At 72.1% G+C, this 14,249-nt stretch carries 16 protein-coding genes and 1 pseudogene; 10 read left to right on the forward strand and 7 right to left on the reverse strand.

The window, feature by feature from the left end:
- The first annotated feature begins 119 nt into the window (after positions 1-119).
- Both ACWCP6_RS25000 and ACWCP6_RS25005 read left to right on the forward strand, forming a co-directional pair.
- Positions 120-842, forward strand: coding sequence for a hypothetical protein (locus tag ACWCP6_RS25000; protein WP_450934767.1), 723 nt, complete (start codon positions 120-122; stop codon positions 840-842).
- Between the two features lie 203 nt (positions 843-1,045).
- Positions 1,046-1,639 carry a sigma-70 family RNA polymerase sigma factor gene (locus tag ACWCP6_RS25005; RefSeq protein ID WP_450934768.1) on the forward strand — a complete coding sequence of 198 codons (594 nt, stop codon included), beginning with the start codon at positions 1,046-1,048 and terminating at the stop codon, positions 1,637-1,639.
- A gap of 99 nt (positions 1,640-1,738) precedes the next feature.
- Here the strand turns inward: ACWCP6_RS25005 and ACWCP6_RS25010 are convergent, their stop codons facing one another.
- Together ACWCP6_RS25010 and ACWCP6_RS25015 are read right to left on the reverse strand one after the other, a co-directional pair.
- Complete coding sequence (locus ACWCP6_RS25010; protein WP_450934769.1) at positions 1,739-2,623, reverse strand: DUF2637 domain-containing protein; 885 nt, start codon at positions 2,621-2,623, stop codon at positions 1,739-1,741.
- Positions 2,616-2,912: a hypothetical protein gene (locus tag ACWCP6_RS25015; RefSeq protein WP_450934770.1), complete on the reverse strand. Its 297-nt coding sequence runs from the start codon at positions 2,910-2,912 to the stop codon at positions 2,616-2,618. The genes ACWCP6_RS25010 and ACWCP6_RS25015 overlap by 8 nt, the downstream gene beginning before the upstream one ends.
- A 355-nt stretch (positions 2,913-3,267) precedes the next feature.
- Between ACWCP6_RS25015 and ACWCP6_RS25020 the strand changes: the two genes are divergently transcribed.
- From ACWCP6_RS25020 to ACWCP6_RS25030, 3 genes are all read left to right on the forward strand, one after another.
- Positions 3,268-3,681, forward strand: coding sequence for an SH3 domain-containing protein (locus tag ACWCP6_RS25020; protein ID WP_450934771.1), 414 nt, complete (start codon positions 3,268-3,270; stop codon positions 3,679-3,681).
- 104 nt (positions 3,682-3,785) lie between these two features.
- On the forward strand, positions 3,786-4,796 hold the full coding sequence (locus ACWCP6_RS25025; RefSeq protein WP_450934772.1) for a teichoic acid biosynthesis protein C: 1,011 nt from the start codon (positions 3,786-3,788) through the stop codon (positions 4,794-4,796).
- A 91-nt stretch (positions 4,797-4,887) separates the two neighbouring features.
- Positions 4,888-5,775, forward strand: coding sequence for a DUF2690 domain-containing protein (locus tag ACWCP6_RS25030; protein WP_450934773.1), 888 nt, complete (start codon positions 4,888-4,890; stop codon positions 5,773-5,775).
- 48 nt (positions 5,776-5,823) lie between these two features.
- Here ACWCP6_RS25030 and ACWCP6_RS25035 read toward each other — a convergent pair whose 3' ends face one another.
- The gene (locus ACWCP6_RS25035) at positions 5,824-6,387 is read right to left on the reverse strand and encodes a hypothetical protein (protein WP_450934774.1); all 564 of its coding nucleotides are present in this window, start codon (positions 6,385-6,387) and stop codon (positions 5,824-5,826) included.
- 299 nt (positions 6,388-6,686) lie between these two features.
- Between ACWCP6_RS25035 and ACWCP6_RS25040 the strand changes: the two genes are divergently transcribed.
- From ACWCP6_RS25040 to ACWCP6_RS25050, 3 genes are all read left to right on the forward strand, one after another.
- Positions 6,687-7,604 (forward strand): aminoglycoside phosphotransferase family protein, encoded by a 918-nt coding sequence (locus ACWCP6_RS25040; protein ID WP_450934775.1) that lies wholly within the window; start codon positions 6,687-6,689, stop codon positions 7,602-7,604.
- A 112-nt stretch (positions 7,605-7,716) separates the two neighbouring features.
- Positions 7,717-8,349, forward strand: coding sequence for an ArsR/SmtB family transcription factor (locus ACWCP6_RS25045; protein WP_450934776.1), 633 nt, complete (start codon positions 7,717-7,719; stop codon positions 8,347-8,349).
- Positions 8,346-9,671, forward strand: coding sequence for an MFS transporter (locus ACWCP6_RS25050; RefSeq protein WP_450934777.1), 1,326 nt, complete (start codon positions 8,346-8,348; stop codon positions 9,669-9,671). The genes ACWCP6_RS25045 and ACWCP6_RS25050 overlap by 4 nt, the downstream gene beginning before the upstream one ends.
- 49 nt (positions 9,672-9,720) lie before the next feature.
- Here the strand turns inward: ACWCP6_RS25050 and ACWCP6_RS25055 are convergent, their stop codons facing one another.
- The 3 genes from ACWCP6_RS25055 to ACWCP6_RS25065 form a co-directional block, all read right to left on the reverse strand.
- On the reverse strand, positions 9,721-11,172 hold the full coding sequence (locus tag ACWCP6_RS25055) for a purine-cytosine permease family protein (RefSeq protein WP_450934778.1): 1,452 nt from the start codon (positions 11,170-11,172) through the stop codon (positions 9,721-9,723).
- Between the two features lie 136 nt (positions 11,173-11,308).
- Positions 11,309-12,070 carry a class I SAM-dependent methyltransferase gene (locus ACWCP6_RS25060; RefSeq protein WP_450934779.1) on the reverse strand — a complete coding sequence of 254 codons (762 nt, stop codon included), beginning with the start codon at positions 12,068-12,070 and terminating at the stop codon, positions 11,309-11,311.
- A 400-nt stretch (positions 12,071-12,470) separates the two neighbouring features.
- Positions 12,471-12,902: a DUF5959 family protein gene (locus tag ACWCP6_RS25065; protein WP_450934780.1), complete on the reverse strand. Its 432-nt coding sequence runs from the start codon at positions 12,900-12,902 to the stop codon at positions 12,471-12,473.
- A gap of 687 nt (positions 12,903-13,589) precedes the next feature.
- On the opposite strand from ACWCP6_RS25065, the gene ACWCP6_RS25070 reads away from it, so the two are divergent.
- Together ACWCP6_RS25070 and ACWCP6_RS25075 are read left to right on the forward strand one after the other, a co-directional pair.
- Entirely contained in the window at positions 13,590-13,784 is a 195-nt protein-coding gene (locus ACWCP6_RS25070; RefSeq protein ID WP_450934785.1) for a hypothetical protein, read from the forward strand.
- A gap of 60 nt (positions 13,785-13,844) precedes the next feature.
- Positions 13,845-14,120, forward strand: a complete 276-nt coding sequence (locus ACWCP6_RS25075) for a hypothetical protein (protein WP_450934786.1) — start codon at positions 13,845-13,847, stop codon at positions 14,118-14,120.
- Here the strand turns inward: ACWCP6_RS25075 and ACWCP6_RS25080 are convergent.
- Positions 14,075-14,212, reverse strand: a pseudogene (locus tag ACWCP6_RS25080) (DUF6777 domain-containing protein); the annotation flags it as partial. The gene ACWCP6_RS25075 and the pseudogene ACWCP6_RS25080 overlap by 46 nt on opposite strands.
- Positions 14,213-14,249 lie beyond the last annotated feature (37 nt).

Here is a 14,249-nt window from a genome sequence, read left to right on the forward strand (position 1 = left end):
CGGTGAGTTCCGGGGCGTTGACGTGTCATGGGCCACATGCCCAGGATGGGGTCAGGAACCCGTCGGATGCACGTACCCGCCCGCGACGGCGTGGACGCGGATGCGAGGATGAGGCCGCCATGACTGCTGGGTGGTGTTCTCGCACGGTACGGGCCGCGGTGTTCGCGGCCGTCTGTGGGCTGCTCGCAGCTCTGGGGCACGTGATGATGTCGGGTGCCCCGGTGCCGTGGTGGGCGATGGCCGTGGGAGCCGTGGCCACGGGCGCCGCGGCTTGGGGTCTGGCCGGCCGGGAGCGCGGGCCGCTCCTCGTCGTCACGGTCGTGGTGGCCGCGCAGGCGCTGCTGCACTCGTCGTTCGCGCTCGCGCAGACGCTGGCAGGGCCGGATCCGTCCGACGGGGCGTCCTTCGCCGGCCAGTGGGCACGGTTCCTGCTGTGCGGGGCGCCGTCGGGGTCGGGCACGACCGCGCACGCCATGTCGATGTCGATGCCCGCCATGGGCCATGGGACGGGCGTCATGCACGCCGTCGCATCGACCGGGGCGTCGGCCTCCATGAACACGACGGAGGGCATGTCCCCGACGGGCATGCTCGCCGCCCACCTGCTCGCCGCACTGCTGTGCGGTCTGTGGCTCGCTCAGGGAGAGCGTGCCGCCTTCCGCATCCTGCGGGCGCTCGCCGGGTGGCTGGTCGCCCCGCTGCGGCTGCTGCTCCTGCTGCCGACGCCGCCCCACCGCCCGCGCATCCGCGCCCGCCGGGCCCGCTCGGACCGCGCTCCGCGCCGGCTCCCGCTGGTCCACACGATCACTTCACGGGGTCCGCCCGCCGCGCCCGCTGTCGTCTGAAAGACAGCCGGATCCCCGGCGCCGCCGTGCTCCCGCGCATGCGCCGACGAGCCCATGCGCTCGTGCACCCATGCGCGTCCAGCACTCCTGAAAGGCGGCCCGGGCACCGGCCGTGCGCTCGCGCACGGCCGCGCGTCAACACCGGACCCGCGGTGCCTCCCGGCACACCGGTCCGGCCCCCGGATTCCCGAGAAGGACACCAGGTGATCACTCCTGCCCTGCCCGCCTCGCACGACGAGTCGACGACCGCCCTGGCACTCGCCGCGCGCGGCGGCGACCCCGAGGCCGTCGAGCACTTCGTCCGTGCGCTGCACCGCGACGTCGTCCGTTACGTCGCCCATCTCAGCGCGGACCCACAGGCCGCCGACGACCTCGCCCAGGACACGTTCGTGCGAGCGCTCGGCAGCCTGCACCGGTTCGAGGGCCGTTCCTCGGCCCGTACGTGGCTGCTGTCCATCGCCCGCCGTGCGGTGATCGACAGCTTCCGGCACGCCGCCTCCCGGCCCCGTCTGTCGGACACGGACGACTGGCAGGCCGCGGTCGAGTGCGCCCAGCCCTGCGATCTGCCCGGCTTCGACGACGGTGTCGCCCTCTCGGAGCTGCTGGACGCCCTGCCCGCCGAGCGGCGTGAGGCCTTCGTCCTCACGCAGTTGATGGGGCTCCCCTACGCCGAGGCAGCGCTCGTCAGCGGCTGCCCGGTCGGCACGGTGCGCTCGCGGGTGGCCCGCGCGCGTACGTCACTCATCGAGCAACTGCACGATGCGGAGCGCTCGGCGGTGGTGGACGCGGCGGCCTGACGGGGCGTGGACAGAGCCCGGGGCCGGGCCCCTGCTGCGCAGGAGACCCGGCCCCGGGCTGCGGCCGTGCCGCATCGTGTCGTCGCGGCGCGACGGGCGTCAGCGCCTGACGTTCCCCTTCGGCCGCGCCGTGGCCGTGGGACGCGGCGCGGCCTGGCGGCGCCTGTGCACGGTTCGGCGGGGCGGTCGGGTGAGGGTGATCTGGCGGACGATCTGGTGGAAGCAGGCCAGGGACGCGACTGCGGGCAGTGCCGCTGCGGCGATGCCGGTGAACGTCCTCGGAGCCTGGGCCACGCACAGCAGCATCGCAACGCCGGAGAAGAGCAGTACGACGGCCCAGGAGTGGACGGCGTGACGCCGGTGCAGTGCCGCGCGCAGGACGCACAGCGAGGCGACCATCCAGGGTCCGTAGACCAGCAGGGGCCAGCACGCCGCGCCCCACGTGGTGTGGAGGTCGGCGATGTGGCGCAGCGGGTCGTACGTGGCCATGCCGCCGAAGACGCTGACCATCGCGACAATGACGGCGGCGACGGCGGCGAGGAAGAAGCTGACCCGTTGCAGCGGGTAGGGAGCGGGACGCCGCTGACGGACACGACGGTGCCCGGGTACGGGGCGCATCACCGGCAGTTCGGAGGTGATCTGCGAAAGGTCCGAGAGAGGGTCCCCGGCGGCCGCGCCCCCGTCGGCCTCGGCGGGATCGGCGGGCGGCGGGAAGGCGTTCTGGTCGGCGGACGCCTGGTCCGCCAGCAGCTCGGCGAGTTCCTCCGCCGGGTCCCACGCGGCGTCCGGAGCGAACGAGGTCAGAGGCTGTTGCGCGACAGGAGTATGCGGACAGTCGTATTCATGATGCGGGTGCTCGCAATCCGGGTGGGCGTACAGGTAGTTGGGATGGGCATAGGGATGGTCCGGTTGGGGCCATCCCTCCGAGGCGTGCGGCTCGTGCTGGGCGCCGGCATCGTTGTAGCGGCCGTGCGGCTCATACATGCCGGTTCCGCCCGCCCCATTCACCGTGCCCCGCCGCGACGGGGGTCGAATGACGGTCGAACTCCGCCTGGATGTCGATCATCTCCGCAAGGAACTCCGCGAAGTCGGCGGAGCAGTAGCGCAATTCCACATGGGCGCCGTCGCAGTGCAGCGAGCCGCCTGCTTCGGGGGTCGACGCGGAACCCGGTGTGAAGCTCCACCCTCCCCTCGAGACCTCTACGGCACCCGGGCGGGAGCCGTCACCGACCGAGAAGCGCGGGAACGCGGTAGGAGTTGTCGCTGATGCCATATCCCACCAACGCCGTGCCCGTTGGAGCAGATGCGTGGCAATCGGGTGATACCTCTACGCCATAGGGGTGGACTTCCGTGGACACGGGTTCGTGTCGCACACGGCGACGGGCGGCACGGTCGGCCGGCCCTGACTCCCGGCGGCGGGCCGGGAGCCATCGCGCCACGCCGGGACCGCCCGGCGTACGCCGTCGCCGGAGCGGGCCCCCGAGCCCCGCGCTGCCGCTCTCGCGCATGGGACGTCCCATTTTCTCCCAGAAACAGCTGGGACGGAATCTTTGTACCAGACGGCGGAAACGCTGGGCCCCACAGGGTCGCACTCGGCCGGTCCTGACCAACCTTCGTAGGAGAATCGCATGAATCGCAGGATGCAGCGCGGTCTGGTGGCCGCGTTCGCGACGCTGGCGATGTTCCCCGTCGCCGTCGTCTCCGCCGACGCCGCCTCCGCCGCGCCGCAGCGGACCGTGGCCGCGCACCAGTCCACGGCCGGCCGGTACGTGCCGCCGCCGCTGCTGTGGCGCCCCGCCCACCGCACCGGCCATGTCGACGGCCGTACGCAGACGCGTTGGGTGCCGCTCAACGTCCGCTCCGGTCCCGGAACCGGCTACCGCGTGATCGGCTGGGCGCACCCCGGCAGCACGCTGCACATCCGCTGCAAGACCAACGGGAGCCGGATCGCCGGCAACCGCCGCTGGTACCGGCTCACCCACCACGACGGCTACGTGGCCGCCCACTACGTCCACAACTTCAGCACGGTTCCCTGGTGCTGAACCGCTGACGGCCCGCCCGTCCCGCCGTGCGCGGGACGGGCGGCCTCGCTCCTGCGGACAGCCACCGGCGAACGGATCACTCGAGCAGGCTTGGAGATCCCCCCATGTCCCCTTCACTCCCCGGCAGTCCGAGCCGCAGGGCCGCGCTCGGGCTCACCGCCGCTGCCGCCCTGGCGGCCGCGCTGCCCGCCGGCCCGGCGGGCGCCCGGCAGCGGACGGAGCCGACCGGGCTCGCATCGACGGGCAGACCCTGGATCCAGGGCGCGCAACTCACCCACTCCACCGTGCTCCAGTCCTTCGGATGCGACGAACGGTACGGCCTGATGTACGCGTTGCAGGTGATGCAGGGCGGCGTCCGGCTGCCGGGCGAGGCGCGCGCGTTCACCCATGCCGAGCGCGGGGCCCGCGGCGACGTCTGCCTGAACCGGCTCACCATGGACGGCACGCTCACCGGCCATATGTACCTGCTGGGCTTCGGCCACGGTGGCGCCCTCGGCGTCGAGGAGACCCCCGGCCGGCCCGGCCTGCTCTGGACGGAGTGGGACGCACATCCCGCCTCCGGCTACGGCCGCGGCATCTGCCGCTTCCCCTTCATGCCGGGGCGGGTGGTCACGCGCGACGACCGGAGTCTGGCCACGTACCATCCGGTTCCGGGCTCGACGAGCAACTACGTGACGCTCGACCCCGCGCACGACCGGCTGCTGCTGCGGTACAAGAGGAGAGGCGTCCCGCGCTACCGGGTGTACGGGCTGCGGCGGTTCGTCGCCGGCGACGCCCGGCCGTTGTCCGACTTCCCGCAGCCCGGGGCCCGACGGGGGCTGCCCTTCCAGGGCATGGCCCTGTACGGCCGGTACGTCTATCAGCTGCTCGGCCACGGATACGGACCGGGCGACCCTCCCGGATCGGCCGGGGACGTACGGCTGTTCCGCATCGACGCGCACAACGGCCGTGTTCTGGAGGACGTGTTGGAGCCCACGGCACGCGGACTGTTCCCGCGCGAGCCCGAAGGCCTGGCCGTGCTGCGCCACGGAGGCCCCTGGCTGTGTCTGGGCTTCACCCAGGGACAGCCGTCGCACCGCGCCTTCTCCCTGTACTACAAGCCGATCGCCCGATGACTCGGGCCTTGCGTGTGGCCGCACCGCTCCCCTGGGTACACATCCCGCCATCCGAGACGAATCGGACGTCGTACGGAGGGATGGGAGCGGAATGACGGAGCGAAGTGCGGCCCGCTGGCAGCCACTGCCCGACTCGCTCAGCCCCGCCGCGCTGCTGCTCGTGCAACACCTGCGCGCCCTGAAGCAGCGCACGGGGCTCAGCCTGGCCGCGCTGGCCACGCGTACCGCCCACAGCAAGTCCGCCTGGCACCGCTATCTCAACGGCGTGAAGTTCCCGCCGCGCACCGCGGTGGAGGCACTCGGGCGGCTCGCGGGCGCGGAGCTGGCGTCGCTGCTGATGCTGTGGGAGGACGCGTGCCGGGCCGAGACCGCGCCGACGAACGCGGTTCCCGCGGGCGCGGCCCCGGCTGCCGCACCGCCTGTGAGCACCGCGCCGGCTGCCGCACCGCCGGTGCGCACCGTGCCGGTGGCCGCCTCGCCGCAGCCGCATCGCCCGGACGGCCGGGGGCGGCAGATGCGGCGCTCGGCAGCCGCCCTGGTGCTGTCGGCGACACTGGGTGCGGTCGCCTGCGCCATGACCGTTCCGGCCCTGCCGGACGGCGGTGCGGGGCGGCCGGGCTGCCACGGCCGGAGCTGTCAGGGGCAGGACGCGACGGACTCCCGCTGCGACCGGGACGCCCGTACCGAAAGCATGGTGGCCTTCGGGTCCCATGCCGTGCGGCTCCGGTTCAGCCCGTCCTGCGCCACCGTGTGGGCCGATGTGTCCACCGGTGGACACGACGGTGCGGCCGCGGCCTCCATCCGCTCCGCCAGCGACGAGCTGGTCACCGCTCGCCCCGGCGGGACGGCGCACAGCACCAGCAGCCCCATGCTGCCCGCCGCCAGCCCCAGGGGTGCCGAAGCCTGCGCCGAGATCGCGCGGCGGCTGACCTGCACGGGGGCCCTCCAGCTGTCCATGCAACTGCCGCAGCCGCGTTGACGGTCGCACCGCCGGCATACCCCGGATCCGGTGTGTGCCGCCGGGAGCTCACAGCGGTGCCAGTTCGGTCCTGCCGTCGAAGCGGCCGCCCACCTGTCGGGCGAGCCAGTGGACACGGGGCAGGTGGCGCTCGGACGGCACGTGCACATGGATGGAGTGATCGGCGGACGGCTCGCCCTGGTAGAGGTCACGGCAGTTGACCGAGAGCGTGAGGTACGCGTACTTCTGCGAGATCTCCTCGAGCCCGACGTCGGGAACCGCGGGCCAGGCTCCGAGGTCGAAGCGGACGGCCGCGCGATCCGGCCCCAGCGAGGCGATGAACGGCTCGGCCAGATCCAGCGGATGGCTCCAGTCGTGGATCCGGATCGGCAGGCACTGCGCCGGGTCGTCCCCGGCGTCCGAGCACCCGTGCTCGCTCCCGGCCTTCGCCCACCAGGTGAGGTCCGGGAGCAACCGGCATATCCGCGACAGCACGTCCGGCGACCGTATCTCCGCCTCGAAGTCCACCTCCGCGCCGGTGAGATCTGCCAGGTCCAGGAGTGTGCGTACGGCGTCCGTCGCGCAGGCCAGGTCGGGGGTCGTCAGCACAGCGGCTGCCAGGGAATTGCTCACGCAGGGACCTTAGGACAAGGAACCCGTCGTCCACCCGGATTAATCGGCGGCGGCCCTCATGGCGGCTGCCGGGCGGGCCAGCGGCGCCGGGCGGCCGACGGCCGGTGGATCGATGCCTGGGCGCGGTGTTCACACGGGCTCGGCTCCGCAGTTCGAAGCCGTCCGCCCCGTACGCAAACGAGTTGACCGGCGGCATCCCCCTGGAGTCGTATGGTCCTCGGCCCGGCAGCCGTCGGCCCGCTCCCCCACCGCCGTCGTCCCGCGCGTGCGGCCGGGGCGCCCCCTACGGAAGGGCCCGGATGGACACCGGCAGGAACGGCACGTCGCACGCCGACGAGCCGGACATCGATGTGCGCCTCGTGCGGCGGCTGATCGCCACGCAGTTTCCCCGGTGGGCGGAGCTCCGCGTCGAGCCGGTCGTGTCCGCGGGCACGTCGAACGCCGTGTACCGGCTGGGCCCGGACATGGTGGTGCGGCTCCCCCGGCGTGCAGGAGCGGCCGACGACGTGACGAAGGAGCACACGTGGCTGCCGCGGCTCGCACCGCCGCTCCCGGTCGCCGTCCCCGTGCCGCTGGGCATGGGCGCGCCCGCCGAGGGCTATCCCTGGCGCTGGTCGGTGCACCGATGGCTCGACGGCTCGCATCCCGTGGCCGGACGCATCCCCGAACCCCTGCGGCTCGCCGAGGACTTGGCGGGCTTCGTGGCCGCGTTGCACCGCGTCGACCCCACCGACGGGCCGCCCTCCTACCGCAGCGAGTCCCTGGCGTCGCGCGATGCCGTCACACGTGGGGCGATCTCGGAACTCACCGGACACGTCGACACCGATGCGGCCACCGCCGCCTGGAGCTGCGCGCTGCGGGCCCCTTCGTCAACCGGTCCGGCGGTCTGGATCCATGCGGATCTGCAACCGGGGAATCTGCTGCTCGCCGAGGGGCGGCTCAGCGCCGTCATCGACTTCGGGTGCCTGGGCCTGGGAGATCCCGCCGTCGACCTGATCGCCGCGTGGTACGTACTGCCGGCCGAGGCGCGGACCGTCTTCCGGGCCGCATCGGGTGCCGATGACGCGGCCTGGGCACGTGGGCGCGGCTGGACGCTGTCGATCGCGCTGCTGGAACTGCGGCACTACCGGGAGACCAACCCGGTCATGGCGCGTATCGCCGGGCACGTCATCCGGGAAGTGCTCGCCGAGCACGCCGCGCTGCGGGCCGCTCGCTGAACGCTGCGCATTTCGGCCACTGTTGGCGCGGGGTGGCCGACCACACCATGTTCCAGAGGATCCTCTGCAAAGAGCACTATGCAGAGGACTCTCTGCACCCTAGGGTCTCGGTGTGTCCCACGATTCCGAACCCGCACACGCCCCCGAAGTCACCGCCGACAGCGCACCGCGGCCCCGGCCCACCCGGCGCATCGATGTGCGCAGCCTGCGGGGCCTGGCCCATCCTCTGCGCATGCGCATCCTCGACATGCTCGGCCTCGACGGCCCCGCCACGGCCACCCAACTCTCCGAACGCCTGGGCGAGAACACCGGCACCGTCAGCTGGCATCTGCGCAACCTCGCGGAGCACGGCTTCATCGTGGAGGAGAAGGAACGCGGCACCCGGCGCGAGCGCTGGTGGAAGAGAGCGGGCGTCACCAATGAGCTGAACATCGCCGACTTCCGTGACGAGCCGGACAGCCAGGGGGCGCTGTCGGTGTACCTGAACGAACTGGTACGCCAGTACTTCGAGCGGACCCTGCGGTATCTCGGCGAGGACTGGCCGGACGAGTGGCGGGCCGCCGGCACCGTGTCGGAGTGGCGTGACCTGCGGCTGACGCCGCACCAGCTGGCGGCTCTCAACGCGGAACTGATGGCGGTCATCGCCCGCCACACGCCCCCCGCCGACACCGCACCGGATCCGGGGGCCCTGCCCGTCGTGGTGCAGTTGCAGTCCTACCCCCGCGGGGAGCGGGGGATCTCATGAGCGCGGGTGCGCGGGGTGGCCTGCTGTGCCGCCACCGGGACTTCCGGCTGCTGTGGAGCGGGGAGATCGCGGGCAAGTTCGGTGCCTCCGTCACCGGAGTCGCGATGCCGCTGATCGCCGTCTCCGACCTGGGGGCCGGCCCGTTCGAGGCCGGTCTGCTGAGCGCCTCGGCCTGGGCTCCGTGGCTGGTCGTCGGTCTGCCCGCCGGTGCCTGGGTGGACCGGCTGCGGCGCAGACCCGTCATGCTCGCGGCCGCCGCGGTCTCGCTCCTGCTGTTCTGCTGCATCCCCGTGGCCGCATGGTGCGGCCGGCTGAGCATCGGACTGCTGGTGGCCGTCGCCCTGCTCACGGGCACGGCCGCGGTGTTCTTCCAGACCGCCTACAGCGCCTATCTCCCGGCCATCCTCGAACCCGCCGACCAGCCCGAGGGCAACGCCAAACTGCACGGCAGCGCATCCGCCGCGCAGATCGCCGGTCTCGGCTCGGGGGGCCTGGCCGTACAGCTCGCGGGCGCGGTCAACGGGATGTTCGTCAACGCCGCCACCTTCCTCGTCTCCTTCCTGTGCCTGGCAGGCATACGGCACCGGGAGTCACCCGGCACGGGATCGGACGGCCGGCGCGCGGGGTCGGACGGCCGGCGCACGGGCCTGGTGGCCGAGGTCGTCGACGGTCTGCGCCTCATCGGCGGCGACCCGTGGCTGCGCACGCTCACGCTCTTCGCCGCCGCGTCCAACCTGGCCCTCATGGGCTACCAGTCCATCAGGGTGATCTTCCTGGTACGCACGGTCGGTCTGGCACCCGCCACCGTCGGTGCGCTCGTCGCGGCCGTCAGCGCCGGGGGCGTGGCCGGGGCCTTTCTGGCCCGCCGCGTCGCCGACCGGCTCGGAACGGCCCGCGCCACGTTGCTGTTCGAACTCGGTCTGGCCGTGTTCGCCCTGTTGATTCCGCTGACCGTCGACGGTGCCGGGACCCTGTTCTTCGTGGCGGGCGGCATCTGCGTCTCCGCGGGCGTCGTGGCCGGCAACGTGGTCAAGGCGAGCTTCCAGCAGCGCTACTGTCCGCCGGAGCTCCTGGGTCGCCTGACCGCGAGCACCTCCTTCCTCAGCTACGGGACGATTCCGGTCGGCTCTCTGCTAGGAGGGGCGCTCGGCAGTGCCCTCGGACTGCGTGCGGCCATGTGGATCACCACCGCGGGGATCCCGCTCGCGGGACTGGTTCTCTTCTTCTCCCCCATCCGCCGCTCCCGGGACCTGCCCACCGTCCCCCGTCGGGCGCTCCCCGCGTCCAATCCCGGCCAGGAGGCGGCCCTCCCCCGCCCATGACGACCACCGGGCCGAGGGCCCAGGGGGCGGGGATCCGGTGACCTGCGGGTCACGGTTCGCGGTGCTCGTGCGCCGCGGATTCCAACGCCTCGGCCTCGGCCTCGGCCAGGCGGGTCTCGGCCTCGACGTCGATGGACCGGCTGAGCACCCAGTACAGCAGCGCGGAGACGGGCAGCCCGATGAACAGGGAGATGTCCGCGCCGTCCAGCGCCTTGGCCACGGGGCCGACGTAGAGGGTGCCCACGGAGAAGAACGGCACCATGACGGCGAAGCCGACCAGGTACGCGATGATGCCGTGCCAGCCCCAGCGTCCGTAGATGCCACGGGGGTTGAAGATCTCGGCGACCGCGTAGTGGCCGCGGCGCACCACGTAGTAGTCCATGAGGTTCACCGCGGTCCACGGGATGAACAGGTAGAGCACCAGCAGCAGGAAGTCGTTGAAGTTCTCGAGGAAGTTGGAGGTGGCGGCCAGCGCACCCACCACGGAGAGCGCAGCGGTGAGACCGAGGGTCAGCAGGCGCACGCCGAGGGTCGGCCGCACCCTCTTGAACGAGTCGATCGCGCTGATGAGGGTGAGCGACCCTCCGTACATGTTCAGCGCGGTCACCGAGATCAGGCCCAGCGCGGCGAACAGCAGCACGATCGCGCCGAAGCCGCTGAAGACCTTGTCACCGGCGGCGTTGATCGAGCGGATCGTCTCGAAGCCCTTGCCCGCCCACGCGGCGAGGAGCGCACCCAGCGCCATGAGCCAGATGCCGCCGAGCGCCGATCCGAAGTAGGTCCAGTAGAAGGTCTTGCGTACCGTGACGTCCGGGGGAAGGTAGCGGGAGTAGTCGGAGACGTAGATGGCCCAGCTGATCTGGTAGCCGGCCACCACGCCGAACTGGGCGAGGAACGGCGTCCACTTGAAGTCACCGAGGTCGAAGGAGCCGGGGGGATAGTGCAGGGTGAGCAGGACGCCCACGGTGAACACCCCGAAGACGACCAGGAAGGTGTACGTCAGCACCCGCTCCGCACGGTGGATGATGTCGTAGCCCACGAGGGCGATGACGAGCGCGACGGCCGTGACCACCACGACCCACAGCTTCACACCGCCGTGCACGGTGGTGTGCAGGGCCTCACCGGCCAGGATCGTGTTGAAGACGTTGAAGCCCGCGTACTGCACATAGGCGAACAGCCACACCAGCAGGGCTCCGACGTAGCCGAACTGCGGTCGCGACTGGATCATCTGCGGCAGTCCCAGCTGCGGGCCCTGCGCGGAGTGGAAGGCCATGAAGAACGTGCCCACCAGGGTGCCCAGGACGATGGCGAGGAGCGACCAGACCAGGTTGCCGCCCTGGGTGATGCTGATCAGCCCCACGGCGAGCGTGGCGATCTGTGCGTTCGACATGAACCACAGCGGCCCGAGGTGCCACAGCTTGCCATGCCGCTCGTCCAGCGGGACGTAGTCGATCGAACGGACCTCGAGCCCCGACACGCGTGGCTCTGCGCTTGTCGTCACGGCGCCTCCTTGGTGAGCACCCACCACCTGAGGCCAGATTCATCCCACGGCACGGGGCCGGTCAAGCAGGACCGCCACCGCCGGACCAGGGCGGGACGTTTCGGCACGCGCACACGCCCGGTTCACCCCGCACACTTCAGGACCTGCGGCACGACGCTTCTCGGGCCCGTTCGTCGCGGCGGAACAGCGCCGTCCAGAGGAAGGGTTCGCCGAAGCACGGGGACTCCGGTGACTCCTCCCGCATACGGCGCAGTTCCACCTCCGTCAGATCGGAGAAGATCCGGCGCAGCGACTCCGGGGTGTAGGCCAGACCGCCGTGGAGGCGGCCCTGACGGTAGAAGTCGGCGTCGCCGAGTTCGGATCCCATCCCGCCGGCCGCGAAACAGGTGAGGCCCAGATGGCCGCCGGGTGCCAGAGCGTTGTCGAGGAGGGCGAGGTAGCTGATGCGGCGGTGCGGCGGCAGATGGTGGAAGCAGCCGGAGTCGTAGATCAGGTCGTAGGGGCCCTCGAGTTCGGTGCCCGCGAGGGTGAACGCGTCACCGCACAGGAACCTGACCTCGGCGCCCGTCTCGCGTGTGCGGTCCCGAGCCCAGGCGACGGCCGCCGGGGAGAGGTCCACGGCGTCCACGTCGAATCCCAGGGAGGCCAGATGGAGCGCGTTGCGTCCCGGCCCGCACCCCAGATCGAGCGCACGCCCGGGGGTGACGAGCCCGCGTTCGAGGTAGGAGACCAGGTTCTCGTCCGGCTTCGCCACGAAGAACGGCACCGGCTTTGAACGGTCCGCGTAGAAGCCGTCCCACCAGGATGCCCCGTGGGCCGACCAGCGGTCGGCCTCCGGTGCGAACAGGCCGTCCAGCAGCTTGAGTACGTCGTCCACGGTGCGGATGTTCCGGTCCATCCGGTCCCCCTTCCCTCCGCCGTGATCTTAGGAAGGGTCCCTACGAAAGACCAGGTCAGAGGGGATGGCCGGAAGTCCTGGACGGCCATGTGCCGGGTCGCGACGCACGGGGGGAGGGTGCCCGGTCCCCCACGGGGCGGCGCGCTGTCGAAGGCGCCGCGGACGGGCCGTACGGGGGTGATGTGCACGACGCCGAGCCCGGTTTCGCGAAGCATTCGACCGCACGCCCCGGGGTCCGCGGCCGCGCCCTGCAAGACGCGTCGCCCGGCGCCGTCGGGCCGCGTGCGCGGGTGCGGACGGGGTCTCCGCCGGCTCCGTTCCCCTCCGCGGACGGGGTCCACCTTCCCGGCGGCTCCGTGGGCTCTCGTGCTCCGGGCGGGGCCGCCGGGCCGCAGCGCCGTCAGTCCTCGGTGGGGGGCCAGGTCTTCCAGGCCAGGTCCAGGCGGTGGTACGCGTCGTCGAACCACTCGTCGGCCAGTGGGACGGTCACGGTCACCGTCGTCAGGGACATGGAGTGGTCCCTGATCGTCACATGGGCCCGCTCCTGCGCCGCGTCGCGCTCGATGACCAGCTCGGGCCCCCTGGTGTCCTCGCGCCACGCGATGTCCTGCCCGGCATCGAGGGCGTCCAGGGCCTCCTGCCAGTGCCGCAGGTCGTCCGGCACGACCCAGGTGTCGAGGCGTCCGCGTACGAACGGCGTCTCGACCAGGAACTCTCCGGCGAGCGCGGCGGCAGCGGCCGGATCCTGACGGGGTTGCTTCCCGGTCAGGCGGAGAACGACGGTGTTGCCCTCGCCCTCCAGGCGGATCAGGTCGATCGGTCCCTCGGTCATCATGCCCCTCCCGGCTCGCACATGCTCTCGAACACTATCCGCCGGCACTGACAAGCAGGGGGAGCATCGGTCGTACGTCCGCGAGGGAGCGGGCCCCCGGGTATGCCGTGACCGCCGCGAGGCGGAGAGCTCTACGGTGCGCCCGGGGTGTACGCCTGCTGAGGTGCGCCCTCGTCGGACTGCGAGCCGCCGGGCGCGGAAGCCGTGTGTGCGGGGCCCTCGGGCGTGGCACCGGCGGGGCCGGAACCCGCGTGGCCGGGGCTCGCGGGCGTGGGATGCGGGGCTGTCGCGCTTTCGTGCGTGGAGCTCCGGGTCCCCGCCTCGGGGGACGGCTGCCCGGACTTCGCCGGGTGCGGCGCGTCCGATGTCCGCGGCCCGTGCGGTGTCCGCCGCGCGGAGGACGGTTCGGGGGAGGGCCCCGACGGCGTCGGAGGCGCATCGTGCGACGGTGGCGACAGAGCGGTCGAGCCGGCCGGGGACGGCTCGGAGGGCTTGTCCGGGCTCGCAGAAGGACCGTCCTTCGCCGCCTTGCGGTGCTTCTCGTGTGCGGAGCGCTTGTGCGCCTCGGGCGAGTGACCGTCCTTCGCCGCCTTCCGCTCCCGGCCCTGCGGGGAGGGCCCGTCCGCACTCGGCGAGGGATCGTCCTTCGCCGCGCTCGGGGAGCTGCCGTGTCCGGAGGGCGACTCCTTGTCGGTCGGCACCGACGACTCCGCGGAATCCGTGGGCCTCGGCCTCTTGGCGGAGTGTCCCTTCGTCCCGTCCGACGCCTTCGACGTCGGCTTCGACTTCGGTGACGGACTCGAATGCGTCCTCGACTTCGGCTTGGACTCCGACTTCGGCTTCGGCTTCGACGACTCGGGCGCCGACGACTGCGACGGCTGAGCGGACGACGGCTTCGATGATTCCGCGGGCCGGGACTTCTTGGCCGAGGGATCCTTCGTCGTGTCGGACGGCGCCGGTGTCGACGACGGCTCGCCTCGTCCCGACGGCCGGGCGGAGCTCTCGTTCGTGCCCGTGGAGGAACTCGTCCCCGGGGACGTCGACGCACGGCCCGGTTCGGCCGGCCTGATCACCGGTGGTGCGGTCCTCTCGTCGTGCACGCCCTTGTCGTCGCCGCGCCGCCGTACGAACCAGTCACCGCTGTGCGGGTCGACCATGACGAACCTCTTCGTCTCCCGGCGTACGGGTGCGACCACGACGACGTCGGAGGGCCGGTAGTGGGGCCAGGCGTTGCCCACGCGCTTCGGGGTGGCCTTCTGGGCGACCGGCGGTGTCAGCGGGTTGCCGCAGGCACAGCGCACGCGGGGCACGCCCCGGGAATCGACCAGGACCGCCGTCCCCGCCTGC

The sequence above is a fragment of the Streptomyces sp. NPDC002004 genome (genome assembly GCF_053593975.1).